At 55.6% G+C, this 26,380-nt stretch carries 23 protein-coding genes; 6 read left to right on the forward strand and 17 right to left on the reverse strand.

Annotated elements, in window-relative coordinates; all coding sequences use genetic code 11:
• Together AC222A_RS13935 and ectA are read right to left on the reverse strand one after the other, a co-directional pair.
• The coding region (locus AC222A_RS13935) for a diaminobutyrate--2-oxoglutarate transaminase (RefSeq protein WP_486775133.1) at window positions 1-806 on the reverse strand (806 nt) is incomplete at its 3' end.
• 20 nt (window positions 807-826) lie between these two features.
• Window positions 827-1,330 carry a diaminobutyrate acetyltransferase gene (gene ectA, locus AC222A_RS13940; protein ID WP_372750673.1) on the reverse strand — a complete coding sequence of 168 codons (504 nt, stop codon included), beginning with the start codon at window positions 1,328-1,330 and terminating at the stop codon, window positions 827-829.
• Between the two features lie 286 nt (window positions 1,331-1,616).
• Here ectA and AC222A_RS13945 point away from each other — a divergent pair, with 286 nt between their 5' ends.
• Window positions 1,617-2,126: a MarR family winged helix-turn-helix transcriptional regulator gene (locus tag AC222A_RS13945; protein ID WP_372750674.1), complete on the forward strand. Its 510-nt coding sequence runs from the start codon at window positions 1,617-1,619 to the stop codon at window positions 2,124-2,126.
• A gap of 45 nt (window positions 2,127-2,171) precedes the next feature.
• Here the strand turns inward: AC222A_RS13945 and AC222A_RS13950 are convergent, their stop codons facing one another.
• From AC222A_RS13950 to pilV, 4 genes are read right to left on the reverse strand one after another with little or no spacing between them, the layout of a single operon-like run.
• A complete protein-coding gene (locus AC222A_RS13950) occupies window positions 2,172-5,699 on the reverse strand; it encodes a pilus assembly protein (protein ID WP_486775134.1) in 3,528 nt (1,175 codons plus the stop codon).
• A 9-nt stretch (window positions 5,700-5,708) separates the two neighbouring features.
• Window positions 5,709-6,224 carry a pilus assembly PilX family protein gene (locus AC222A_RS13955; protein WP_486775135.1) on the reverse strand — a complete coding sequence of 172 codons (516 nt, stop codon included), beginning with the start codon at window positions 6,222-6,224 and terminating at the stop codon, window positions 5,709-5,711.
• A gap of 13 nt (window positions 6,225-6,237) precedes the next feature.
• Window positions 6,238-7,287 (reverse strand): PilW family protein, encoded by a 1,050-nt coding sequence (locus tag AC222A_RS13960; RefSeq protein ID WP_486775136.1) that lies wholly within the window; start codon window positions 7,285-7,287, stop codon window positions 6,238-6,240.
• A 2-nt stretch (window positions 7,288-7,289) separates the two neighbouring features.
• Entirely contained in the window at window positions 7,290-7,787 is a 498-nt protein-coding gene (gene pilV, locus AC222A_RS13965; RefSeq protein ID WP_486775137.1) for a type IV pilus modification protein PilV, read from the reverse strand.
• Window positions 7,788-7,913: 126 nt separating this feature from the next.
• On the opposite strand from pilV, the gene AC222A_RS13970 reads away from it, so the two are divergent.
• The 3 genes from AC222A_RS13970 to AC222A_RS13980 all read left to right on the forward strand — a co-directional run bounded on the left by AC222A_RS13970 (window position 7,914) and on the right by AC222A_RS13980 (window position 11,633).
• Window positions 7,914-8,423 (forward strand): GspH/FimT family pseudopilin, encoded by a 510-nt coding sequence (locus AC222A_RS13970; RefSeq protein ID WP_372760113.1) that lies wholly within the window; start codon window positions 7,914-7,916, stop codon window positions 8,421-8,423.
• Between the two features lie 89 nt (window positions 8,424-8,512).
• On the forward strand, window positions 8,513-11,347 hold the full coding sequence (gene rapA / locus AC222A_RS13975) for an RNA polymerase-associated protein RapA (protein ID WP_486775138.1): 2,835 nt from the start codon (window positions 8,513-8,515) through the stop codon (window positions 11,345-11,347).
• 13 nt (window positions 11,348-11,360) lie between these two features.
• Window positions 11,361-11,633: a hypothetical protein gene (locus AC222A_RS13980; RefSeq protein WP_372798095.1), complete on the forward strand. Its 273-nt coding sequence runs from the start codon at window positions 11,361-11,363 to the stop codon at window positions 11,631-11,633.
• Window positions 11,634-11,673: 40 nt separating this feature from the next.
• On the opposite strand, the gene AC222A_RS13985 is transcribed toward AC222A_RS13980, so the two are convergent.
• Both AC222A_RS13985 and AC222A_RS13990 read right to left on the reverse strand, forming a co-directional pair.
• A complete protein-coding gene (locus AC222A_RS13985; protein WP_486775139.1) occupies window positions 11,674-12,885 on the reverse strand; it encodes a BaiN/RdsA family NAD(P)/FAD-dependent oxidoreductase in 1,212 nt (403 codons plus the stop codon).
• Window positions 12,886-12,899: 14 nt separating this feature from the next.
• The gene (locus AC222A_RS13990) at window positions 12,900-13,082 is read right to left on the reverse strand and encodes a hypothetical protein (protein WP_372765322.1); all 183 of its coding nucleotides are present in this window, start codon (window positions 13,080-13,082) and stop codon (window positions 12,900-12,902) included.
• A 130-nt stretch (window positions 13,083-13,212) separates the two neighbouring features.
• On the opposite strand from AC222A_RS13990, the gene AC222A_RS13995 reads away from it, so the two are divergent.
• Window positions 13,213-16,080, forward strand: a complete 2,868-nt coding sequence (locus AC222A_RS13995) for a DEAD/DEAH box helicase (protein ID WP_486775140.1) — start codon at window positions 13,213-13,215, stop codon at window positions 16,078-16,080.
• A 19-nt stretch (window positions 16,081-16,099) separates the two neighbouring features.
• A complete protein-coding gene (locus AC222A_RS14000; RefSeq protein ID WP_486775141.1) occupies window positions 16,100-17,302 on the forward strand; it encodes a hypothetical protein in 1,203 nt (400 codons plus the stop codon).
• A 3-nt stretch (window positions 17,303-17,305) separates the two neighbouring features.
• On the opposite strand, the gene glmS is transcribed toward AC222A_RS14000, so the two are convergent.
• The 9 genes from glmS to atpE all read right to left on the reverse strand — a co-directional run bounded on the left by glmS (window position 17,306) and on the right by atpE (window position 26,367).
• A complete protein-coding gene (glmS, locus tag AC222A_RS14005; RefSeq protein ID WP_486775142.1) occupies window positions 17,306-19,132 on the reverse strand; it encodes a glutamine--fructose-6-phosphate transaminase (isomerizing) in 1,827 nt (608 codons plus the stop codon).
• A 15-nt stretch (window positions 19,133-19,147) separates the two neighbouring features.
• Window positions 19,148-20,506 (reverse strand): bifunctional UDP-N-acetylglucosamine diphosphorylase/glucosamine-1-phosphate N-acetyltransferase GlmU, encoded by a 1,359-nt coding sequence (gene glmU, locus AC222A_RS14010; protein WP_486775143.1) that lies wholly within the window; start codon window positions 20,504-20,506, stop codon window positions 19,148-19,150.
• A gap of 108 nt (window positions 20,507-20,614) precedes the next feature.
• Window positions 20,615-21,040, reverse strand: a complete 426-nt coding sequence (locus AC222A_RS14015) for a F0F1 ATP synthase subunit epsilon (RefSeq protein WP_372758740.1) — start codon at window positions 21,038-21,040, stop codon at window positions 20,615-20,617.
• A 61-nt stretch (window positions 21,041-21,101) separates the two neighbouring features.
• Window positions 21,102-22,499, reverse strand: coding sequence for a F0F1 ATP synthase subunit beta (gene atpD, locus AC222A_RS14020; RefSeq protein WP_372758739.1), 1,398 nt, complete (start codon window positions 22,497-22,499; stop codon window positions 21,102-21,104).
• A gap of 53 nt (window positions 22,500-22,552) precedes the next feature.
• Window positions 22,553-23,419, reverse strand: a complete 867-nt coding sequence (gene atpG / locus AC222A_RS14025; RefSeq protein WP_372758738.1) for a F0F1 ATP synthase subunit gamma — start codon at window positions 23,417-23,419, stop codon at window positions 22,553-22,555.
• 64 nt (window positions 23,420-23,483) lie between these two features.
• Complete coding sequence (gene atpA, locus AC222A_RS14030) at window positions 23,484-25,028, reverse strand: F0F1 ATP synthase subunit alpha (protein ID WP_372758737.1); 1,545 nt, start codon at window positions 25,026-25,028, stop codon at window positions 23,484-23,486.
• 30 nt (window positions 25,029-25,058) lie between these two features.
• Window positions 25,059-25,595, reverse strand: a complete 537-nt coding sequence (locus tag AC222A_RS14035; protein WP_372749783.1) for a F0F1 ATP synthase subunit delta — start codon at window positions 25,593-25,595, stop codon at window positions 25,059-25,061.
• A 12-nt stretch (window positions 25,596-25,607) separates the two neighbouring features.
• Window positions 25,608-26,078, reverse strand: a complete 471-nt coding sequence (locus AC222A_RS14040; RefSeq protein ID WP_372749784.1) for a F0F1 ATP synthase subunit B — start codon at window positions 26,076-26,078, stop codon at window positions 25,608-25,610.
• Window positions 26,079-26,130: 52 nt separating this feature from the next.
• The gene (gene atpE, locus AC222A_RS14045; protein WP_183411463.1) at window positions 26,131-26,367 is read right to left on the reverse strand and encodes a F0F1 ATP synthase subunit C; all 237 of its coding nucleotides are present in this window, start codon (window positions 26,365-26,367) and stop codon (window positions 26,131-26,133) included.
• Window positions 26,368-26,380: the final 13 nt, after the last annotated feature.

A 26,380-nucleotide genomic window follows, 5' to 3' on the forward strand; every position in this document is an offset into this window, starting at 1 on the left:
CCGCTCAGTGATTTCGACAAGGTCACGATGTCAGGTTTGATACCAGCCGGCTCAAAACTGAAGAAGGTACCGGTACGACCACAACCCGCCTGAATGTCGTCGACAATCATCAGCATGTCATGCTTCTTGCACAGCTTTTCGATGCCTTGCAGCCACTCAAAGCTGGCCGCATTCAGGCCACCCTCGCCCTGAACGGTTTCTAGTAATACCGCTGCTGGCTGATCTACACCACTGGAGGGGTCTTCGATCAGCTGATCAATCATCGCGATCGTATCTACATCGTTACCGAAGTAGTTCGAATATGGCATGTGGGTTACGTCAGGCAATGACACACCACCACTACCGCCACGGTGATGACGGTTACCGGTAGCCGCCAGTGCGCCCAGCGAGCAACCGTGAAAACCATTGGTAAAAGCAATAATTTCACTGCGCCCTTTTACCTTGCGTGCAATTTTCATCGCGGCTTCCACCGCGTTGGTGCCAGTCGGGCCGGTAAATTGCAGCAGATACTCGAGGTTGCGCGGTTTGAGAATGCACTCATCAAAGGCCGTCAGCAGCTCCTCCTTGGCACGGGTGTGCATATCCAGCCCGTGGGCGATGCCGTCAGCCTGCAGGTATTCAATCAGCGCCTCTTTCAGAACGGGATTGTTGTGGCCGTAGTTAAGCGTGCCGGCACCCGCCAGAAAATCGATGTATTCCTTGCCCTCGGTATCGTAAAGCTTGGCACCCTGAGCCTTGTCGAAGGTTACCGGGAATGAACGGGCATAGCTCTGCACTTCGGATTCTAATTGGTCAAATATAGTCATTGTTCTGTCCTCAGTCAGGTTCAAGATGCTTGATTCGTAAATGGGCCCAATCGGGCCAGGTGTTCGCTGTCGTGCTTGCCGCCAAAATGCGCATCGCGCTCAAACAGCGGACCGCAATCTTCACACTCGGCGCCGCGCTTGCGGGCAAAGCTGCGGAACATTCCCCACGACGCTCCGTTATCTGGCGTTACCGTGGTTTCCATCCATTTCACCCCTGTGCGATCCACCAGATGAGCCAGCATTTTTCCGCCCAGACCCTGGCCTCGCATGGAGGAATCCACCGCCACCTGCCATACAAACAAGGTGTCGGGTTTGCCGGGGGGGATATAGCCGGAGATAAAGCCCACCAGTTCACCGTTGTATTCCACCGCCACTGCGGTATCGGCAAAATGGGAGCACTGCAAAAGGTTGCAGTACAGGGAGTTAGGATCCAGCGGCGGACAGTTCGCCACCAGTTGATGTAGTGCAGCACCGTCGGTTGCCCGCGGCGGACGAAGGCTCAAAGCCTCCTGCACTGTATCCATAGAGGCTTGAGATTTTGTACTATTCAAAATATTTAGGATTCACTATATCTCTACTGCTCAAAAACAATCCAACTGCTGCATATGATTGTTTTTAAACCATTAATAGAAGATATTTCGCAAACCCATCCCTTAATATTCAATCGAGTACGAAGCATTCTACTGGATTTACACCCCATCTATCAAGGTGGATTACTTAGAACACTATGGAAATATTTCGCATAAGTTCCCCGCTCGACGTCATATTCGTTTAAAATTTTGCCGCTTCGTTCACAGACACCGAGCCAAAATGGACCCTATTCAAGACGTACTGGTCGCCCTGCGGCGTGTAATTCGCGCCACCGACCTGCAATCCAAGCACTTGGTGAAAACCGCCGCACTGACTGCCCCGCAGCTAATGGTGATGCAGACCCTGCGCGACAAAGGCGGCATTCCCATTGGCGAGCTGGCAGAAGAAATCAGTCTTAGTCAGGCCACTGTTACCAGCATTATCGATCGTCTTGAAAAGAAACATTATGTGGGCAGAGAACGCTCACAGCAGGACAAGCGCAAAGTGTTGGCCTATATCACTGACGAAGGCTTGGACAAACTAAAGACGGCCCCCACCCTGCTCCAAGAAAATTTTATAAGACAATTCAAAGACTTACAGGAGTGGGAGCAGACCATGATCATAAGTGCCTTGCAGCGCGTGGCACAGATGATGGATGCCCAGCACATCGATGCATCGCCCTTTCTCGATGTAGGCGCACTGGATCGACAAACCGAGCAGCGCGCCCCGGGAGCCTACGACGACAAATAGTCGTTAGTGCTCAAAAGGTTTGTCTGCGCTGGGTTTGTGCAAAAGCTAACGCAACTGCCACCAGGCTTGGAGACCACTGATATAGCCGCCGCCTTTTTCAGTGGTCACTCCCAGGGTTCCGCGCGAGCCAGACGTGTATTTATATTCCTTGGCGCCGGCATCGATAATGCCCGGACGGGAAATGATCTCGGTGAACTTTTTACCACTCGGCGGAATGCTGGTGGCATCAACCGTCATCAAATCCGCACTATTGATGATTCCGTCGCCATTGGCATCAAATACCGCATAAGCCAGCCGACCACCAGTCTTGGCATCCAGCTCCATCAGGTGGCTGGTGCCACCAAAATCGCAGGAGTCTGCGGACGGTTGCAGAGTCACAAAAATTACCCGGCCATGCCTAAGAATTGGCTGCTCTACCACCCGCTCACCGCCGCCATCGGTCGCTGTCACGAGTTTCAGGTCCAGGTACCAGCCCTTATGACTGGTGTAGTCAACCGTATTATTCGATACCACCCGTAGTGCAGATTCCGAGCTATTACCGGTACCAGCAAGACTCGTCGAACCCTCACTCACAATGGTCTGCTCAACCAAGTCGGAACGACCGGACACCTGCGAACCCGAATCCTGAATACCGTAAAAGCTCTGGGTTTGAGGACCAGTGCCCACCTCGCCATCACTGGCCCCGAAGTACTTGCCGGTGCCGAAATAGACCATCACACTGCCATTTTCCCCTGGCCCAACCGCCATTCGGCCGGTAATGGGCTGACTGACACCGTCTGCATCTTTCGCTATAAACAGTGGCGCAGGATTACCACTATCCTCATAGGCGACCGCCCAATCGGAGCTTGAGCTACCCGTCAGGTCAAATTTCCACACGTTGCCACTAAGGTCACCGGCGTATACATGGTCGGTCATGCGGTCAGCATCCACATCTACCGGCACGATATTCCCCAAGCCATTGTCCTCACCGGATACGCCGGTATTGATGACACGAATAATGTCACCAGTCAGCAGGTCTAGGACAAACAGCTTGAGGCTATCGCCGCTGTTGTAGCCATTGCCAAAAATGGCCACCCAGTCGCCGCTCGCAAGACGCGCAATCACTGGGTTCGTCAGCGCGACACCCAGCTTATCGCTGCTGCTGCTCGAGGTATGAAACTCCCAAAGCACATCGCTGGCAGTCATACCGTCGGGGTCACTGACATCCAGCGCGAAAACAGACTTTCCGCCAGCGCCCGTTGACCCCACCAGCACCGAGCGCCAGGCGCTATTCAGATACGCATCGTGAACCTGCGATGGCCCGTCTACAAAGTAGCGATGTTCATAATCAGGCTGTGCAAGTTTATAGAGATTCTGGTAGACACCGGCCGGAATGTAGGCGAAAAGCTCCTCGCCTGTAGTGGCCTTAAACGCGTGGAGCATGCCATCGTTCGCCCCTACGTAGATAACGGCGGGTTCCGTGGCCTTGCTGGCAACATAGCTCGCATAGCTTGCACCCTCGGTCGCCAGCGAGGAGAACCCAAAATTCTGTTTCCAGTGAAAGAAGGGAGTGGAATTGACGATATCACCCAGACGCTTCGTACGTATGCGCAGGCTGGTATCCGTACCTTCTCGACTCTGATCACCCCGCAACCAGTTAACCACCCGCGGCCCCACGGTGGCACGATCTGTATCGGACGTATCCGGCGTCAATGCAATTTTCTGTGAGTCATCAAGATCGTCCCAAAGAAATTCGGCTCCACCCGAACTGTTTTTGGTGAAAATTTTCCGGGTGTCGTGGGCTGGTATCGCGGTGCTGGTATCGGTGGTCCATGCCCGACTCTCCAAAGACCCGTCACCGGCAACATTGTAGGCCAGTAATTCACCGGACCAATCACGGCTGTCGTAACGCGCCTGAAAAACGCGGGAGTTGGCATCCAGTCGGGTGGAGTTGGCAGCTACCGCCGAGGCCGAGCCAACCGATTGCAAAATGGTGGTAATGGCTGACTTGAGTTTGTCTGTGATTTCCACCGGCTTGTCGGCGGTCAACATTGCGCCCCGTCCATTGATCGTGGCGTGCCACAAGTCGTCGACCGCCGTTGGGCTGCGGTTGGGAAACTCTGTGGGCCAACTCGGTGGCGTACTGTACGGGTTTAGCGGATTGTCCGGATCGTAAAGGGTGCCTCGAGCTCCCAACGTGACCGCGTAAGTCAGCATATGCAGGTCAGTTTTACAGTCCAGGCTTGGCAACCGATCGCTGCGATTACAGGCTTCATCAACGGGCACTTTGCCGCTGTCCAGATCAGCCCGCAAATGGGTGTCATAGAAATGCATGGCAATATCAGCCATCGTATTTGAAACCCCATCTGCGTAGGGCGCTCCCTTGTGCTCATCGGCATTCCCGACGTCGGGATTGTGTGTATTGCTGTAGCCGTCGGTAAACAGTATCGCCGCATTCGCCTGACAGGAGGCCGTAATCGGCGCATTAGAATCATCTCGTTTAAACTGGTTACCTGCGTGTTTGAGGGCCTGCTTGTTTGGCGTTCCGCCGCTGTTGCCGCCCAAGCCATAAATATCGCCATAAAATGATTCCCGCTCACCAACATCCTCCAGCGATCGCATCGACACTGCATTGCGACTGTTTATCGTGAAATAACCAACACGCGCTTTTCGTACTTCGAACAGCGAGCCGGCTATCCCCGCCCGAGTAGCCAAATGGCGTTTGCGATAGTAAGAAAACCAGTTTGCGAAATTCTGAATCATCGCCTGGTAGTGTTCGGGAGTGGAAAAATTAGCCGGCTTGATTTCGTAACCAAGCAGTGAGGTAACGCCGTCAGGCGCGAACCCGGTCATGGTGCTGCCGGTGTAGCCATAGCTTGCCGGCAGCGCTTCAGCCAGATAGAAAGTGGCCGGAAAATAAGCGATGTCTTTTCTGCCAGCGCTACGGTAAGTACCGCTACCCATACCGGGCTTTGGCATTCCCGCAAATACTTTAAATTTTTCGTTATTACCGTCGAGATCAATCTCGCGTGTAAGGTCAAACGTGAACGAGCCCTTCTCCGGATCACTGGGCGCTTCAGTGGGGTTTATATTGTGATACGTGTGATCACCAACGCTGGGCCAGGGCGCATATCGATCGCGGGGGTTAAAATAGGCTTTGTTGAAGTCTGGCGAACGTGCGAAGGCAAACAGCGGTACCGGCGGTACAGCAAAATGGTCGTGTTCGGCGTCCTCATATACACGCAATCCACGCGGGTCGCTTCGGCTGTGATGTCCGTTGGGGAAGAGGTAGACATACTTTTTCCAGGTGCTGTTGGCTTCCCCCACCTTATTCACATTAAGCACGCCTGCTGCAGGCTCGTCCTCTGCATTCAGACCAGAAAAACTCTGCGTCGTAGTATTCCACCACAGTGCACCATCGTTTGTGGGCAGCAGTATCTCGGAGTCCATACTCCCGGAATCGTCCACCGCCAGCAGAATATTCGGGGTCACACCGGCCGACAGTGACAGAGGTGCTGTGGCAATACTGAGCTCGGCCTGTGTTTGAAAGCAGATCAGCAAACCGGCCAACAAACCTACGGAAAATCGCTTCATGTTATTTTCCTATTGCTTGCGTCGATAGAAAGCACGCAGCACCACCATCGAGCTATCAGAAAGACCAAAACCTCTGGCGGTAATGCGATACATGGTAAAGGTCTCAGGGGGGGCATCCGCCGCCAGTGAGGCTACCTTTGTGCTGAGTTCGCCGTACTCTTCAATATAGAATTGGGGGTCGCTGTCCAGTGCGCTGGAGAAACGGGTAACCGCCCGCCAGTTAGTGGCGCTGCGGTCACCCCAATCCGGGGGGTTACATTTCGTTTGGTTGGCATCGTCGCAAAAACTGAACAATCCGCCACTGCCGTTAAACGACAATGTTGCGGAGCTCTCCAGCAACTGCTCGGCAGCGCGCAAACCGGCTTCAGCTGCTTGAAATGCGGCCAGGGTATCGCGCTCATTCCCAGCCATACGTTCCTGCAACGTAGTGGAACGCAGGGCATTGGCACTGATTACGGTTAGCAACAGCATCAACACCAGACACACCACCAACGCCGCCCCAGCCTGTTTCGTTGGAATGTACATTAGCGTCTTCTCCCTAGGGCAACCGGTTGCGAATCGCCACTGCGGTTGAATAGGTTTGCCGCAAGCGTCCGTCGTTGGTATTCACCGCATCTCCGTTAAAAATCAAACCGCGTTGTGCACTGCTTACCACGCTATCGTCGATACTCTGCATCAGCAGGTTGATCCGCACGCTCAACACTTTCGACCAGTCAGAAATGTCTGCCGCTGTCTTGTAGGCGTCCACTGTCCTGTCGTCGCTGGTGTCGACGCCGTAGGTCAGCTGCATATCCTCCACACCCTCAACCAGCTCTTGTGCAACAGGTGCCGTGCCACCCGAACCGGGCTGGCGGGCGCGAATATAAAGCGAGTGAATAGAGTGACCCTTGGCGGTATCACGATTCGTGTCTCTGATGAAATACGCCACCGATTCAAAGCCCATGACCATGGCGTCTTCACCATACACTTTGCTCAACCGGTTGCTTGTGTTGACACCTTCGGCATGAGTGATCGTAACCACTGCCCTGTTGCTGCTACCGCCATTGCTATTGCCACCATTTTGACTGTTCGAAACAGTGGTTGCGGTAAAGAGGTCGGCGTTAACGCAATCAGTAATAAATACATAGTCGTTGCGTACCAGCCCAGCGGGATTACTCTCCACCTGAATATTGGCGTTGTTTGGGGGGAGATTCCCTGCCAGACGTGTAGCCGGCAGGCCCGCGCGCTGAAATTCCACAATGTCCGTGCCAGCAACTGCACTGTAATCGTTGCTGGTGCCGACGTTATCCAGCCCGCTGATTACTCCGCTACCGGTGAAATCCATGTCGTCCGGCGGCGCATCCGAAATCACATTCACCTTAATATGACTGAGATTCGGGCAACCCATAAAGCCGGCGGTGCGCAGCCCTTGCGACAAATAACGCAGCGCAAAACGCCCGTTCTCCTGCAGCTGGGCGCCCGCCTCCAGCAGGCTGTGATTGCGCTGGCTGGCCAGGGTAGCCTGCAGCACTGCGCCCGTGAGCGCCAAGCCAAGCGTCAGCGCGATCATCAATTCCACAAGCCCGAAACCGCGTTGCTGGTGAGGCATGGTCACAGCTCCGCCACAAATACAAAGGCTTGAATATGCTCACCATCAGCGTCGGCGATACGGGAACCACCCACCCGGCTCTCGTCCCATTGAACGGTAATGGTAAAGGTCGTGTCATCGCGGGAGATTGCGCCATCACCTGCGGGTAATTGCGTGGCAAGGCCACCGAGCCAATCGCTCAGGTCAACCTGGTAAATCGCGGTGCCGGTGGGTGCCGAATCGCTCAAACTCAGGTCATAACGCCCGTCGAGTGCCGCAAAGCGATTGGCGCGCATGCGGTCAGCAATATCGTAGGCCAACAGGTTGGCGTGTGAACGTACATCGGCGGTATGGTTGAATTTGAGGGCGTTGAGGTTGGCGGCTACCAGGCCAAAGACGCCCAGGGCCGTGACCAGTAACGCCACCAGCACCTCAATCAAGGTAAACCCGGAGGCACGGAATAACGTTTGATTTTTGTACAGGCGGGGAGCAAGACACCATCCTTGGTCTTCTTTAATCATCTGAACCTCATGTTCTGATGTTTCATCTGAACGCCCAGAGGCGCCAGTGCATTATTTAAGCGACGATATTGACAGACTTTACGGATTCTTGTCTAGAATAGGCTGCACTTCCAGGAGGGAACTGTGATGCAGAGCAAGGGATTCACGCTATTGGAACTACTTTTTACCCTGGCTATCGGCGCCATTATATTGTCGCTGGCCACCCCCACTCTAGGCAGTATCATAACCAAGTACCGCTTGCGCGCTGCGGCCCACGACCTGCTCAACGATGTACAGCTCGCCCGCAATGAGGCGGTAAATCGCGCCACCCGAGTCACCATCAGCAACGGTGACAACCACTGGCACACCGGCTGGACCACCTTTATCGATTCCAACGGGGACGGAACCTATGACACGGGTGAAACTGTGCTCTACGCACGGGAGGGCTACGCCGCAGACCTCAGTATCAGCGGCAATTCGTCGGTGGCGGCCATGATCTCTTACGTCGCCACCGGCGAATCCAAATCAGCCAATGGCGCCTTTCAGGCGGGCACCGTCACCTTTTGCTCCAATGCTGTCGACAAACTAACCAAGCTGATCATCAGCAGCAATGGACGTCCGCGACTAGAGTCCAGCGCGCGCAGCGGCAACTGCTGAGCGGCATTAAAACCGGGTTTTCGCCTTTCCCTCAGCCCTCAAGGCGGGTACCATGCACGCCCGCTTTTCCCGATGTAACTTTCGCTGCAATGTCACAAGCCTTTGCCAATGGCCAGCGCTGGATCAGCATGACCGAGCCCGATCTCGGTCTTGGACTGATCGTGGACGCTGAAAACCGCCGCATTACCATTAATTTTCCCGCCGCCGAAGAAGAACGCACCTACGCGATCGACAACGCGCCGCTATCACGCGTACGGTTCGAGGTAGGTGAATCGATCAGCCTGCAGGGTGAACACAGCCTGGTGGTGCGCGATATTCAGGAACACAACCAGTGTTTTGTCTATCTCGCCGAAGACGACAATGGCGAACTGCATCCAATACCGGAGCAGCTGCTCGGCCACGAGATTCAGCTGCACACCGCCAAAGAACGGCTGCTCAGTGGCCAGTTGGACGACCCCAAACGCTTTATGCTGCGCGCCAGCACGCTCGCTGTGCGCAATCAGGCCCGTGCCAGCCAGAGTCGCGGCATTCTCGGCGCCCGGGTCGACCTGATTCCCCACCAGTTTCACATTGCCCGGCAAGCCGCCCAACGCGAACACCCTCGCCTGCTGCTAGCTGACGAAGTCGGTCTGGGCAAAACTATTGAAGCCGGCCTTATTCTGCATCAACTTCATCTGGACGAGCGCGTGAACCGGGTACTGATCTTGGTGCCCGACAGTCTGGTAAATCAGTGGCTGGTGGAAATGCGGCGGCGCTTCAACCTGAATTTCAGCGTGTTTGATGAAGAGCGCTGCCAGGAGCTCGACCCCAGTCGCAACGAAGACAGCACCGTTTTCTACGACGAAGACACTGAGCGCGAGCGCGAACAGAACCCTTTCGAAACCGAACAATTCATCATTGCCAGCATTGACTGGTTGAGCGCCAACCCCAAGCGCGGCCGACAGCTTAGCGAAGCCCCCTGGGATCTGCTGGTAATTGATGAAGCTCACCACCTGCAATGGCGAGAAAACGGCGAGGTCGACAGCGGCTACGCGCTGGCTGAAACCCTGTGCCGTGCGATACCTTCTGTACTGCTACTGACAGCCACCCCCGAGAGCACAGGCATTGAAGGCCATTTCGCCCGACTGCGTCTGCTCGACCCGGATCGCTACCCCAGTCTCGCCGCCTTTGTCGAAGAGCAAGCGGGATACAACGACATCAGCGAAAAAGTAGATGCCGTGCTGGCTTCACCCGATCAGGCAGCCAGCAACGATGACATCCTGGCATTGCTGGGGGAGCCATTGGCTGGCGAGTTCCGGAACAACCCTCAAGCCTACCAGCAACAGGCGCTGGAGACCCTGCTGGATCGCTTTGGCACCGGCCGTAGCCTGTTTCGCAATTCGCGCAGCGTGGTTGGCGGCTTCCCCAAACGGAAACTGCACGAGCACCCGATTGATAACAGCGCTGATGGCGCAGACACCACCGCCTTTGCCAGTGAAGATTGGCCCGCGCAAGACGCCCGTGTTAGCTGGCTGGAAACGTTTCTGCTGCAGCGCCAGGAAGAGCGTGCCCTGTTGATCTGCGCCGATGCGCAGACCGCGATCGATCTGGAGCATTATCTGCGCCTGCGCCGCGGAGTAGCAGCGTCGGTATTTCACGAGGGCATGAGCCTGTTTGAACGCGACCGAGCTGCCGCTTATTTCGCCGACGATGACAGTGGCGCCCAGCTATTGGTGTGTTCTGAAATTGGCAGTGAAGGCCGGAATTTCCAGTTTGCCGAACACCTCATCCTGTTCGACCTGCCCGACAATCCCGATCTGCTGGAACAACGTATCGGACGCCTGGATCGCATCGGCCGAAAGCAGGCAGTACACATCCACGTACCCTATTTCAACGACAGCAGCACCGCGCGACTGCTGCTTTGGTATCGCGATGCCCTGCGCATCTTTGACGAGCCCTGCACTATCGGTGCGGCCATGCTGGATGCTTTCGGCAGCCAGCTCGAACACGCTCTCAGCAGCGATGCCGCCATGGCTGAACTCGTTGCCCAGGCCTGCCCCCACGCTGACAAACTGCGCGCTCAGCTGCATTCAGGACGCAACCGTTTACTGGAGTTGAACTCCTGTCGCCCGGAGCAGGCTCGGCAATTGATAGCCAGTGTTGAAACCGAGCAGCGCGGCGCACAATTGGCAGACTATCTGGAACAGCTAGCGGACCAGTTTGGTTTGGAACACGAGGACCACAGCGCCGAGACCGTCATTCTGAGGCCTGGCGATCACATGGTGAGCGATGGCTTCCCGCACTTACCCGCCGATGGCATCACTGGCACTTTTAGCCGAGAAAAGGCCTTGTCGCGCGAGGACATCGCCTTCTTCAGCTGGGAACATCCACTGGTACGCGATGCCATGGAAATGATTGTGACCGGCGACTTTGGCAGCGCCTGCATCAGCACGCTGGCGGTCAAAGGCCTACCGGCCGGCAGCCTGTTGCTGGAAGGTTTTCTCAATCCGGGCATCCAGGCACCCAGCGCCCTGCAGCTCGACCGCTATCTGCCTGATCGCTACGCCCGCGTACTGATTGACGCCAAGGGTCGCGAGCTGGGCAGCAAGGTTTCTCACGAGCAGCTCAATGGTCTGTGTCAGACCATCAAGCGCAAACTGATTCCCGCATTGTTGCGCCAGATACGCGAGCCACTTGCCAACCTCATCGAACTCGCAGAAAACCAAGCTCAGCACTTAGAGGCCGATTGGCGCACGCAGGCACTGGAAAATTACCGGCAACAACGCCACAACGAACGTGTGCGGCTCTGTGAACTAGCGCGCCTCAACCCAGATGTCAGTGACCGCGAGGTCGCGCATTTTGATGCCCAAACGGTTCAGGGCGAAACTGCACTGGGTCGTTTACAGCTTAATCTTAACGCGCTTCGCCTTGCCATTATCAGCTAACGGAATCAATGTCATGTATCTGTTTTCCATCAATGCGGTATCGGCTCGGGATCAGGGCGATTTTAAAGCCGGCGAAGAATGCCCCTTTATCGTCTACATCAATTTCATCGATCTTTTTGGTGCCGAGCAGCTCGCCACTGTCTATTTGATGAAAGAGGGTTTTCGCGAGATTAAAATTACCAAGCGTCGTCTGATTAAATTGGCGTCGGGTGAGCAACACCCAGATCCGCAGATTGCCGAAGCGCAGCGCAAAGGCTATTGCCTGCAGGCTTTCAGCGCCCACTGAAACGTATTTGCAGCACGACAGTTAGCCAGACGGGCGTACCCTAGACAGCCAGTCCGGCGCTATACCCTGACGACCAGGCCCACTGGAAGTTATAACCTCCCAGCCAGCCGGTGACATCCACGACCTCGCCGATAAAATAAAGGCCGGGCTGTTTTTTTGCTTCCAGCGTCTTGGAACTTAGCTCGTCAGTATCGACACCGCCACGAGTGACCTCCGCAGTACGGTAACCTTCCGTCGCGGACGGCTTAACAGCAAAAGCATTGATATGCTTACCCACCGTCTGCAAGTATTTGTCACTGAACTGTGCCAGCACCGTCTCTGATTGCTCCGGCCAAAACAGCGCTTGCAGCTCCAACACCAGACTTTTTGCCAGCTTTTGACCCAGCACGCTGCGCAGCAGGCTTTTCGGGGATTGCTGTTTCTGTGTTAACAGCCAGTCAGTGGCTGACTCGCCCGGCAGAAAATCGATGTGCAGCGTATCGCCCGGCTGCCAGTAATTGGAAATCTGCAGCATGGCCGGTCCGCTCATACCACGGTGGGTAAACAGCATATCTGCGAGAAATTCCTGCTGCCGGCAAGACACCCCCACAGGCAAGGCCAACCCCGACAGGCGCTCACAGAGCCCCTTCAGTCGGTCGCTGAACATAAACGGCACCAGGCCCGCCTGCCGGGGTTTGAGTGCCAGCCCAAACTGCTGCGCCAGTTCGTAACCAAAGCCACTGCCTCCCAAGGTGGGAATTGACAGGCCACCGGTGGCCACCACCAGCGCTTCGCAGTATACCTCGCGCGCTTGTCCCTGATTCTGGTAAGCCACCGAGTAGCGTCTGCTGGCACCCTCGGACGCTTGTGCCGTCACCGAGTTCACATCACAGTGGGTGCTAATATCCACCCCGGCAGCCTCGCACTCCGCGAGCAACATGGCGAGAATATCTTTGGCCGAGCTCAGGCAGAACAACTGACCGTATTGACGCTCCTCAAAGGGAATGTCGTACCGATACACCATATCGAGGAAGGACCACTGACTAAAACGCTTCAGTGACGCCTTGCAAAAATGCGGATTGGCAGAAATAAAGTTATGGGCTTCCACCGCGTAATTGGTGAAATTGCACTTGCCGCCGCCAGACATGAGGATTTTCTTGCCCACCTTGTTGGCGCGCTCCAGCACCAGCACACGCCGGCCCCGCTGGGCCGCAGTAAAGGCACAGAATAACCCCGAGGCGCCCGCCCCGAGCACTATAACGTCGTACTGCATCAGTGAAAAAGAGGCTACTCTTCTTCCTCGCTACCGCTAATCCACCACGCATTGCCGCTCGCAAGCGCCTCGGCAAGTATTTGAAATTCAACGTCGATATCTGTCTGATCAGAAATGCGACGCGCCTGCCAGTGGCTATCGGTTTTGCCGGTTATCAGCAAAACACTGTCATTCAGAACCAGTTTTCGACCTAGCATGGAGCTTTCCTTTCTGTCATTTGGGCGCAGCGCACTTTACCACACTGGGATTTCGCAGCGCAGACCCCAGGGTATTCAGACCACCGCCCACATCTGCCACAATAGCCGACTGTCATTAGCCCACAGACCCATGTCCAGTCGTTTCTTACAACAATTGCGTCGCGAACAGAGCCTGGAGCCAAACAGCCAGTCTCGCCAGCTTTACTACGTGCTGACGCCACCCCTGCAACTCGACCTGGTAGTGGCGCGAGAGCAACCCAATGGCCGGCTGGATGCCATACAGCCCTATCGCCTGCAAGCAGCCCATTTACGGCAACCGCCGCCGTTTCTGTCGCAAGACGATGTAACCCTGCTGGCCAGACTGGCAGAAACCGACCAGACCTGGCTGCAATCGGGTAAAGGCGGCGCCGTGCGGGAGTGGGCTTGGCTGAAATCTTTACTGGCTACTCAGCGCGCCCGCAACCCTCAGGGACAACGCCTGTCCGAGGGCGATGCGCTGGCAATCGACCCCGGCTGGCGTGCCGATGATCAGGGTGGCCAGTACCTGACCTGGCTGACACCGAAGCCCTGCCGCGTATTACCCGTTGATCCTCCGGCCTACTGGGATACCGCACGCGGCGAACTGGGAAAAATCGACAGCGCGCTGCCGCCCGAAGCGCTCGCCTGGGTCAGAGAAGCGCCCTATATAGACCCCGAGGATATACCCGGCTTTCTGCAACAGCATGAAGCGGCCTTCAGCCAACTCGGATTGCCCCTGCCCCAGACTATCGGGGTTGAAACAGTTACCAGCTCACCGCGGCCGCACCTACACCTGTACCGCCGCAGTGGTGGCCGCAACGCTGGCGAAGACTGCCTGCGCCTGCAATTTAGCTACCATCACCATGGCCAGACACTGCGTTTTGATCACGCCGATCAGATCGATGAACGGCCCTATTTTTCTGCCGACAACAGCACGCTGTACCGAGTACAGCGCAACCCGCAACAGGAAGCAGATTGGGAACAGGCCCTCTACCTCGCACTGGAAGAATATGAGCCCCAACCCCTGAGCGGCGCGGAGGTGACATTTGCCCAGCGCGCGGATTGGCGACAGGTGATGACGGTCGCGGTGCCGCAGCTCAAAAGCCAAGGCTGGACGGTCAGCATCGACCCTGATTTTCGCCACAATTTTGTCAGCGTCGAACGCGTCGAACTGGCGGCACACTGGCTGGAGCAAAATTGGTTTGAGCTGGCCCTCACCGTACATATAGACGACGAGCCCCTGTCGCTTCTGCCGCTACTCACCGACTGCGCGCAGCGCTATACCCGTGAACAGTTGATGGCGCTGGATCGCGACAGCGAGCTACCACTCAGCCTGCCCGATGGCCGCCGCGTCTTGCTGCCAGTGGCCAAACTACTGCAATGGCTGGATTTGTTGGTGGAGCTGGATGAAACCGCCACTCCAGGAGATAGCCTGCGGCTGCCCAAATCTCAGCTGCATCGCCTGCAGAGCCTGACCGAAGCTGGCGCCGCCAGCGATGAAGAAAGCAAAGCGCTGCTGAGCCGCGCGCAAGAGATTGTGTCCTCGCCCAATCTTGAAAGCTTTCGTCTTCCTGACACCTTTAATGCCGAGCTACGCAGCTATCAACAACTCGGCGTTGCCTGGTTGCAGCAACGTCGCCACCTCGGTGTAGGCGGCATTCTGGCGGACGACATGGGGCTGGGAAAAACCGTGCAGACACTCGCCCACCTCAGTATTGAGCATCAGGCGGGAAGACTCAGCGACCCTACATTGGTGGTAGCTCCCACCAGTGTGCTGCATAATTGGCAGCAGGAAGCCGAGCGCTTTGCGCCGCATTTGCGCTGCCTGTTGCTGCACGGGCTGGAGCGCCACCAGCACTGGGAAAAGCTCGGCGAGTACGATGTGCTGCTCACTTCCTACGCGCTGTTGGCCAAAGACATAGACTACTGGCTGGAGCAGCCCCTGAGCGGCATCATTCTCGACGAAGCCCAGGCCATCAAAAACCCACGCGCGCAAGTATCGCGGCAGCTGCGGCGCTTGGAAGCCCCCTACAAACTCTGCCTTACCGGCACTCCGCTGGAAAACCATCTCGGTGAGCTCTGGTCGCAATTTGAATTTCTGATGCCGCGCTTTCTGGACAGTGAACAAGGTTTCAAGCGACGTTACCGCAAACCTATCGAAAAAGATGGCGATGAGGCTCGGGCGCGCGCGCTGATGGAACGTATTGGGCCTTTTCTACTGCGCCGTACAAAAGAAGAGGTGGCTACAGATTTGCCACCCAAGACCGAAGTTGTCGTCAAACTGCCGCTACCCGACGCGCAGGCCGAGCTCTATGAAACCCTGCGCCAGCGCTGCGTCGACAGTCTTCATGAAGACCGGCTGCGTGGTGAAGACAACGAAGACCGTATTTTGATTCTCAACGCCCTGATGCAGCTGCGTCAGGTCTGCTGCGACCCCAGTCTCATCGACGACAGCTATTATGACGTCGACTCCGCCAAGCGCCAGCACCTTATGGAAATGCTCGACGAGCTGGTGGATGAAGGCCGTTCGGTACTGGTATTTTCACAGTTTACCCGCATGCTCGACCGGCTCGCAGCGGACCTAAAAAAGCACAAAATTCCCCACATTATGCTGACCGGTGCCAGCAAGAATCGAGGCGCACTGGTAAAACGCTTTCAGGATGGCGAAGTACCGGTATTTCTCATCAGCCTCAAGGCAGGCGGCACTGGCCTTAATCTGACTCGCGCCGATACTGTGATTCACTATGACCCTTGGTGGAACAGCGCAGCCGAAGCGCAAGCAACCGATAGAGCCTATCGTATAGGGCAAACCCGCCCGGTGTTTGTTTACAAGCTGCTGGCTGAAAACACCGTAGAAGAAAAAATCCATGCCCTGCAGCTGCACAAACGTGAGCTGCTGCAACAGATTTACAACGTCGCCGAAGCAAAGACCCAGAAGCTGGCATTGGACAACGCCGCGCTACTGGCACTGCTCGACTAAACTTTCATTCCGGTTTTTTATGACACTCGAAACGCAACGCGCTTTGCCCAATGAACCTGACCTTCAGACCATACAAACACAAATTCAGGAACGCGGTAGCTTCTGTCCGGTTCAATGGCTGATCGATACCGGCTTGCTGCCCTACCCTGGCTATGAAGCGTGGCGCTATGGCGAGCACGATTTCCTGACACAAGCGGTCGAATGTGAAACCGGCACACTGCTAGCGCTATTACAGGCGGGTCAGCGTCAGGCTCAGGCGCTCAAGCTAGTCAGTGAAAGTACGCGCTATCACGACTGGCGCGCCGAACAGTCCGAGCGAGAGCTCGCCTTCAGCCGTCGCGCCGAACTCTCACAACTGCTGTCGACACGCTGGCTGCGATCACAAGATTTACCGCAGCTCGATCTGTTTATGGATAGCGGCACCGCCAGTGCGGAAAATGGTCTGATCGATACCCTGTGCGGGCGCCAATGGCAGGAAGCCGAAAAAGCCTACAGCACGCTGTGCGAGATCGCCCCCAATCACAACCAGCTCGGACGCTTCGAAACACTGGTGTTATACGGCAAACACATGGCGGCTAACCCGGTCATTGAGTCTGAATGGGTAGCGGACGAATTGGCGGGGCTGGAGCATGACATCGCGCCAGTGGCCAGGGAATTACTGCGCGGCCGGGCGCGTGATTATCTCGCGCTGGCCTGGCAACGTCTGGGGCACAGTCTCGCGGCCAGCCGCGAGCCACACATCCATCCAAGCTATGCCTGGATGCAGATTCCAGACTGGCAACAGGTCATCGACAGTATCGCCAATATCACCGATTATCGGGAACAACCTGAGCTACTGGGACGATTGGCGCAGGCTCTGTACTATCGAGGACAACAAGATATCGCAATGCTGGCCGCAGCCAGTGTGTTTGAACTTGATGTTGATAGCTCGTCACTAATGGCGGTCGCCTCCAGCATTGGACCGCTCAACACACAGTGGCAGGAATTTAGCGATAGCGACGAGCCCCACCCCAGCACCCACTTTCCTGCCTGGCTGCTGCTGCGGCGCCCGGGGTTAATTCACCATCTGAATAGCCCCTACCCAAAACCTGCAGGCAAGGCGTTTCAGGCGTGTGTCACCCTGCTGCACTGTCGAGTCGAAAAGCGCGATGAAATAAACGCTCGCGAACACCTGCAAGGAATAAGTCCGGGCTTGTTACGTGTTTATCTTGGCGCAGATTAGCACTTATTCAACGGTAACTGATTTGGCCAGGTTCCTCGGCTGATCCACATCAGTGCCTTTAAACACGGCCACATGATAAGACAGCAGTTGTAGCGGTACCGTGTAAATAATGGGCGCTATCATTTCTTCGCTGGTGGGTACTGGAATTACGGTCAGATCGCTCTCATTTTTGAAGCCGGCTTCTTTATCGGCAAACACATACAACTGCCCGCCGCGGGCTTGAACTTCTTCCAAGTTTGACTTGAGCTTTTCCAGCAGTTCATTGTTCGGGGCTACGGCCACGACCGGCATGTCGTCATCGACCAGCGCCAGCGGGCCGTGCTTGAGCTCCCCTGCCGGGTAGCTTTCCGCGTGGATGTAGGAAATTTCCTTGAGCTTAAGGGCACCTTCCATGGCGATTGGCCACTGCGCACCTCGGCCCAAAAATAGCGCGTGGTGTTTGTCGGCAAACTGTTCTGCCACCGCACAAATATCGTTGTCCAGCTCCAGCGCTGCGCTCAGTGTTGCCGGCAGTGCGTGCAGGGCGGCAACAATGGCGCGCTCTTTGTCGCGATCAATGGCGTAGCGGCGCCCCAGTGCCACGGTCAAAATAAGCAGTGCCGTCAGCTGGGTAGTAAAGGCTTTGGTAGAGGCCACACCGATTTCCGGGCCGGCTTCGGTCATCAGCCGTAGATCGGATTCGCGCACCAGTGAACTCTGCGCGACATTGCAGATGGTCAGGGTGGCGGCGTAGTCCAGCTCTTTGGCCAAGCGCAAGGCGGCCAAGGTATCGGCCGTTTCGCCCGATTGGGAAATGGTCACCAGCAAGGTGCCCGGGCTAACGACAAATTTGCGATAGCGGAATTCACTGGCCACTTCTACCCGACAAGGAATTCCCGCTACGCCTTCAATCCAGTACTTGGCCACCATACCGGAGTGGTAACTGGTGCCGCAGGCAACGATCTGCACGCTCTGCACCTTGTCGAAGATCTCACTGGCGGAGCTGCCAAAGGCTTGCTCCAATATGTGATCGCGGCCAATGCGCCCGCGCAGGGTATTTCTCACCACCGCCGGTTGCTCGTAGATTTCTTTGAGCATGAAGTGGCGGTAGTGGCCCTTGTCGGCAGAATCGGCCGTGCCTTCAATGCGCTCTATTGCTCGCTCCACTGTGTCGCCATCGCTGTTCCAGATGGCGTAACCTGAGGTCGTGATTTCGGCGATATCACCTTCTTCAAGGTATACAAAGCGGTCTGTTACCTGGCGCAGGGCGAGCTGATCAGAGGCGAGGAAGTTTTCGCCAAAGCCCAGGCCCAGTACCAGTGGGCTGCCACTGCGGGCGCATACAATCCGATTGGGTTCGTCGGCGTGAACAACCGCCAGGCCATAGGCGCCCTCCAACTCTGGAATCGCCGTTTTTACCGCCTCGAGCAAATCGAGCCCGCCCGTCATCAAGTCGTTAATCAGGTGGGCGATAGTTTCGGTATCGGTTTCAGAGACGAACTCATGCCCTTTCGCGCTCAATTGGTCGCGAAGTTCTGCATGGTTTTCAATTATTCCGTTGTGAACAACCGCAAGCTTGCTGCCGGAAAAATGCGGGTGTGCATTGCGCTCAGTAGGTTTGCCGTGGGTAGCCCAGCGGGTATGGGCAATACCGATATTACCGCGATGCTCTGCTGTCATGGCGGCTTCAAGCGCTGCCACCTTACCCACCTGCTTACAGCTGGTCAGTGTGCCGCCCGCCACCAACGCCACCCCGGCCGAGTCATAGCCGCGGTATTCAAGGCGCTTCAGGCCCTCAAGCAAAATTCCGCTGATGTTGCGATCGGCAACCGCGCCCACTATCCCACACATGATGAATTTCCCAGTCTATTTTTTGGTTGGCCGCTTCCAGCCTGAAATATTGCGTTGTTTGCCCCGCGCTACCGCAAGGTCTTCATCGGGCACATCGCTGGTAATGGTCGAACCCGCACCAACGGTCGCGTTTTTCCCGACACTGACGGGTGCCACAAGTGAAGTGTTAGAGCCAATAAAAGCTCCGTCACCGATAACCGTTTTCGATTTGTTTACGCCGTCGTAGTTACAGGTGATGGTACCGGCACCAACGTTAACATTGTCACCGAGTTCGCTATCACCAATATAGCTTAGGTGATTTACCTTGCTGCCCTGTCCCACAACGGCCTTTTTGGTTTCCACAAAATTGCCGATCTTGGCGTTACTTGCCAAAACCGTGCCGGGGCGCAGTCGCGCAAAGGGGCCAACATCGCAGCGCTCACCAACCACAGCGTCTTCCAGCACAGAGTTGGCTTTTATTGTACTACCTGAAGCAACGGTACTGTTAGTGAGCACACAGTTGGGACCAATATGGACGTTGGCGCCAATTTCACACTGACCTTCAAATACGCAATTCACATCAATATAGCAGTCTTCACCAACCGTGAGGCTACCCCGAATATCGATTCTCGCGGCATCAGCCAGGGTAGCGCCGCTAGCCATAAGCTCCTTTGCACGACACTGCTGATAATAACGCTCGAGTTCATTGAGTTGCATTCGATTGTTGACGCCCTGCACCTCCCAGGAGGTTGCTGGTTGGGCAACTTCAATGCTGACGCCGTCAGCCACTGCCATTGCGATAATGTCGGTGAGGTAGTATTCGCCCTGGGCATTGTCACTGCTGAGTTTCGGCAACCAGCTATTCAGGTGCCGGGCGCTGACGGCCATGATACCGGTGTTCACTTCCTGAATCGCAAGCTGATCACGGGAGGCATCTTTTTGCTCGACAATGGCAACAACCTTGTCGAACTCGCGAACAATGCGACCATAGCCTGTGGGGTCATTCAGGTCGGTGGTAAGCAGAGCCATGCTTGTGTCGCCACAAAGATCCAGAAGTCGGGCGAGCGTGTCGGGGGCGATAAGCGGCACATCGCCGTACAGGATAAGCACTCGGCTGCTTTCGACAAGCTTGGGGAGCGCTTGCGCAACCGCATGCCCGGTGCCTTTCTGTTCCAGTTGTTCAACCCAGGACAGTCCGCTGTCGGCAAACGCATCGGTTACCTGATCGGCACCATGCCCCACCACCACGTGAATGTTTGCGGCATTGATGGCTCTGGCCGCATCCACCACGTGACCGAGCATGGGTTTGCCAGCGATGGGGTGCATAACTTTCGGTAGCCCCGAGCGCATGCGAGTGCCCTTCCCGGCGGCGAGAATCACGACTTCTGTTTTCACGGTGCGTCCTTCCCAAAAATTTGATGTTATCGGAAACGAAAAAGGGTAGCTATAAGCTACCCTTCTTTGGTTCTTTCTGCCGAGGAAGTTTTCCCCGTTGAGAAAAAATTACTTTTTCAAGTTCTTGCGAATCTGCTGCAAGGTTCGGAGCTGTGCCGAGGCGGCAGCCAGCTGAGCGGCAGCGCGCGAGTAGTCGATTTCGCCACTCTGATTGGTCATCGCATGAGCCGCAGCCTTCTGCGCTTCTGTCGCAGCGGCTTCGTCCAGGTCGCCAGCGCGTACTGCCGTATCAGCCAGAATGCTGATTACGCCGCGCTGTACTTCCAGATAACCACCGGAGACGTAGAAAATTTCTTCTTCGCCGCCGTCTTTAATTACGCGAATCGGACCCGGCTCCAACGCAGTCAGCAGAGGTGCGTGACCGTAGCTAACACCCAGATCACCGAGTGTGCCGTTCGCCACAACCATCCTGGCCAGCCCGGAGAAAATTTCTTCTTCCGCGCTTACGATGTCGCAATGTATGGTCATAGCCATGTTCTAACCTCGTTGCTAGCGAGCGCCTCTGCTGAGGCGCCCATGCCTACGCTGAAGAGCCTTACAGCTTCTTCGCTTTCTCGATTGCTTCGTCGATGGTGCCAACCATGTAGAAAGCCTGCTCGGGCAGATCGTCGTGCTGACCGCTCAGGATTTCCTGGAAACCACGGATAGTTTCTTTCAGAGAAACGTACTTACCGGGGCTGCCAGTGAAGACTTCTGCCACGTGGAAGGGCTGAGACAGGAAACGCTCGATTTTACGCGCACGCTCTACTACCAGCTTGTCTTCTTCTGACAGTTCATCCATACCGAGAATGGCAATGATGTCTTTCAGTTCTTTGTAGCGCTGCAGTACGGTCTGCACGCCCCGGGCAACATCGTAGTGCTCGGTGCCGATGATCAGCGGGTCGAGCTGACGAGAGGTTGAATCCAGCGGGTCAACCGCAGGGTAGATACCTTTCGCTGCAATATCACGGCTCAGTACAACAGTTGAGTCGAGGTGAGCAAAGGTGGTTGCAGGCGACGGGTCGGTCAAGTCATCCGCCGGTACGTATACCGCCTGAATTGACGTGATAGAACCGGTTTTGGTGGAGGTGATACGCTCCTGCAGAACGCCCATCTCTTCCGCCAGTGTCGGCTGGTAACCTACCGCTGAGGGCATACGGCCCAACAGTGCTGATACTTCAGTACCGGCCAGTGTGTAACGGTAGATGTTGTCAACGAACAACAGTACGTCACGACCTTCGTCACGGAACTTCTCGGCCATGGTCAGACCAGTCAGTGCAACACGCAGACGGTTACCGGGCGGCTCGTTCATCTGACCGTAAACCATCGCAACTTTGGACTGCTTGAAGTCTTTGACGTTAACAACGCCAGCTTCCTGCATCTCGTGGTAGAAGTCGTTACCTTCACGAGTACGCTCACCAACACCTGCGAAAACCGACAGACCGCTGTGCTCGGTTGCGATGTTGTTGATCAGTTCCATCATGTTTACGGTTTTACCAACACCGGCACCACCGAACAGACCAACCTTACCACCCTTGGCGAACGGGCAGACCAAGTCGATAACCTTGATGCCTGTTTCCAACAGCTCGTTAGACGCTGCCAGCTCTTCGTACTTAGGCGCGTCGCGGTGAATCTGCATGCGCTCTTGCTCGCCGATCGGACCACATTCGTCAATCGGGTTGCCCAGTACGTCCATGATACGGCCCAGGGTTTCAGTACCAACAGGAACCTTGATCGGCTCTTTGGTATTGGTTGCTTCCAGGCCGCGACGCAGACCTTCGGAAGAACCCAGTGCAATTGTGCGCACTATGCCGTCGCCCAGCTGTTGTTGTACTTCCAGTACCAGGCCACTGTCGTTGACGGTCAATGCGTCATAAACCTGAGGCACTGCATCGCGTGGAAATTCCACGTCGATAACGGCGCCGATGATTTGTACGATACGTCCGCTACTCATTTCCGGTTCCTCTCAAACCTGAAGATTTAAATTTCGTTTCCTGTCTCGCAGTCTTAACCACTGACTGCCGCAGCACCGCCAACTATTTCTGACAGCTCCTGCGTGATCGCTGACTGACGGGCCTTGTTGTAGACCAGCTGCAGGTTATCGATCAGATCGCCGGCGTTATCTGTTGCGCTCTTCATCGCAATCATTCGCGCGGCCTGTTCACAGGCACCGTTCTCAACTACCGCCTGGTATACCTGTGACTCAATGTAGCGGGTCAGCAGTCCGTCCAGCAGTTCTTCGGCGTTGGGCTCGTAAATATAGTCCCAATGATGCTTCAGTTCTTCGTCGTCATCCGCGGGCAGCGGCAGCAACTGTTCGACCTGAGGCGTCTGCGTCATGGTGTTCACAAATTCGTTGCGCACCAAGTACAGTCGGTCGATAGTGCCATCGCTGTAGCCGTCGAGCATGACTTTCACGCTGCCAATCAGGCTTTTGATCTCGGGGTCTTCGCCCAGATCGCGAACCGTAGCGGTCACGTTACCGCCGTAGCTCTGAAAGAATGCGCTGGCTTTAGCGCCCACTAGACAGAGATCGACTTCAACGCCCTGGTCAGACCAGGATTTCATACTGCGGATAGCGGCTTTGAACAGGTTGATATTCAGACCACCGCACAAACCACGGTCGGTCGATACCAGAATAAAGCCCACGCGCTTAACTTCCCGTTCTTCCATGAACTGGTGGGTGTATTCCGGGTTGGCATTGGCGATGTGGCCAACCACTGCCCGGATGCGCTGCGCGTACGGCTTGCCCAGCTGCATGCGATCTTGAGCTTTACGCATTTTACTCGCGGCGACCATTTCCATCGCGCTGGTAATTTTCTGCGTGCTCTTGATGCTGGAGATCTGGGTGCGTATTTCTTTTGCGCCTGCCATATAAATTGGCCCTCAAGCTTCCTTCAGGCGCGCTCTCGCGCGCCGTATTGTTCCCTGGAAAAACTTACCAGGTCTGGGTCGCCTTGAACTTTTCAACAAGCTCTTTGAACTTGCCTTCCAGCTCGTCGTTCCAGTCACCTTTGACGTTAATCTGCTTCATTACGTCAGCGTATTCGCTGTTGGCGTAAGACAGCAGAGACGCTTCGAAGTCGAGTACTTTGTTGACTTCGATGTCTTTCAGGTGGCCTTCGTTGGCGCAGTACAGAACCAGTCCCATTTCCGCAATACTCATCGGTGAGTACTGCTTCTGCTTCATCAGTTCAGTAACGCGCTCACCGTGGTCCAGCTGGGCCTTGGTTGCGTCGTCAAGATCAGAAGCAAACTGTGAGAATGCCGCCAGTTCGCGGTACTGAGCCAGTGCAGTACGGATACCACCGGACAGCTTTTTGATAACCTTGGTCTGAGCCGAACCACCAACACGCGATACCGAGATACCTGCGTTCATTGCAGGACGGATACCGGCGTTGAACATATCGGTTTCGAGGAAGATCTGACCGTCGGTGATAGAGATAACGTTGGTCGGTACGAAGGCCGATACGTCACCTGCCTGGGTTTCGATAACCGGCAGTGCGGTCAGCGAGCCAGTCTTACCTTTAACTTCACCGTTGGTGAACTTCTCAACATACTCTTCAGAAACACGCGCTGCGCGCTCCAGCAGACGGCTGTGGAGGTAGAACACGTCACCGGGGTAAGCTTCACGGCCCGGCGGACGACGCAGCAGCAGCGAGATCTGGCGATAAGCCCAGGCTTGCTTGGTCAGGTCGTCGTAGATAACCAGCGCGTCTTCGCCGCGATCGCGGTAATACTCACCGATAGTACAGCCGGTGAACGGCGCGATAAACTGCATGGACGCAGGGTCAGAAGCGGTTGCTGCAACCACAACGGTGTGATCCATAGCACCGTGCTCTTCCAGTTTGCGCACAACAGCAGCAACAGAAGACGCTTTTTGACCAACGGCAACGTAAATACATTTGATGCCGGAATCTTTCTGGTTGATGATCGCGTCAACCGCTACAGCGGTTTTACCGATCTGACGGTCACCGATGATCAGCTCACGCTGGCCGCGACCGATGGGAACCATGGCGTCGATGGCTTTCAGACCAATCTGCACAGGCTGGTCAACCGATTTACGCCAGATTACACCGGGGGCAACTTTTTCAATCGCGTCGGTTTGTTTAGCGTCGATCGGGCCTTTACCGTCGATGGGGTTACCCAGCGAGTCGATAACGCGACCTTCCAGTTCCGGACCAACCGGTACTTCAAGGATGCGGCCGGTACACTTACACTTTTGGCCTTCCGCAACGCCCAGGTAGTCACCCAGGACAACAGCACCGACGGAGTCACGCTCCAGGTTCAGTGCCATACCAAAACGGTTGCCTTCAAATTCAATCATTTCACCGTACATGACGTCGGTCAGGCCGTGGATACGGACAATACCGTCAGATACGGATACTACGGTTCCTTCATTGCGAGCTTCAGAAGACACATCGACATTTTCGATGCGCTGCTTAATGATGTCGCTAATTTCGGATGGATTCAGTTGCTGCATGCTCTGTTCCTCAATCCTGTGTCTAATCGCTTAGGAATGCATTGCTTCGGCGAGTTTCGCTAAGCGACCGCGCACCGAACCGTCAATAACCAAATCACCCGCACGGACTAACACACCGCCGAGCAGTTCTTTATTGACGACTGCCGTTACTTTGACTTCGCGCTGGAGTTTGCCACTCAGTGCCTCAGCCAGTTTCTGCTGGGTCTCAGCATCAAGCTCGTAAGCCGTTGACAGTTCTACGTCAACGCTCTTTTCCTGAGCTGCCTTGTGGGCTTCGAAAATAACAGCGATTTGCGGCAGCAGTTTCAGACGCTTGTTTTGCGCCAGAACACGAATAAAGTTCTGGGCTTTTTCGCTGAGTGCGTCACCGCACACATCGATAAAGGTCTGGGCCTGCTCGGCCGTGGTCATCGCTGGTGAAGCCAGCACTTTTTTGATCACGTCCTGTTGGGCAACCGCCGCCGCTGTCGCAAGCTGCACCGACCAGCCGGCGAGATCGCCAGCGGCCAGAGCGAACTCGAACGCCGCCTTTGCGTAAGGTCTTGCCAACGTGCTCAGTTCAGCCATGGTTTACCTCGCTTACAATTGGGCGGCCAGCTTGTCGAGCAGCGCTTTGTGTTTGGCTTCGTCTACAGACGCTTCCAACACTTTTTCTGCTCCAGCCAGCGCCAGTGTGGCAACCTGGGAACGCAGCTGCTCTTTGGCACGGTTGACCTCTTGCTCAACCTCTGCCTGTGCAGCGGCCTTGATGCGATCAGCCTCGCTTCGTGCCTGTCCTTTGGCTTCATCAACAATCTGATTCGCGCGCTTGTTGGCAGCTTCGATAATGCCTGCCGCTTCAGCCTTCGCTTCTTTCAGCTGCTTGGTAGCCTTGTCCTGAGCTAGCTCGAGATCACGACCTGCGCGATCTGCAGCTTCCAACCCGTCAGCAATCTGCTTCTCGCGCTCATCCATGGCGGCTCTGATCGCCTTCCAGACGAAGGCGTAGCTGAACCAGATGAAAAACAAGAAGGCGATGGACTGGCCAATTAGGGTGAGATTAATGTTCACGCCGACACCTCTGTTTGACGGTTAAATGTAAGTACTGTCAAAAAAGGTGCGCTTACGCCATTCCCGGTACGAGTACGAACAGTACGTACATCGCGATACCTACACCGATCATCGGAACCGCATCGAGCAGACCGGCGATCAGGAACATTTTGGTTTGCAGCATGGGAGCCAGTTCAGGCTGACGCGCAGAACCTTCCAGCAGTTTACCGCCCAGCAGAGCGAAACCGATGGCGGTACCCAGAGCACCAAAACCGATCATCAAAGAAACAGCAATCAAAGCCAAGCCCATGGTATTTCTCCTA

Source organism: Litorivivens sp., from assembly GCF_057445395.1.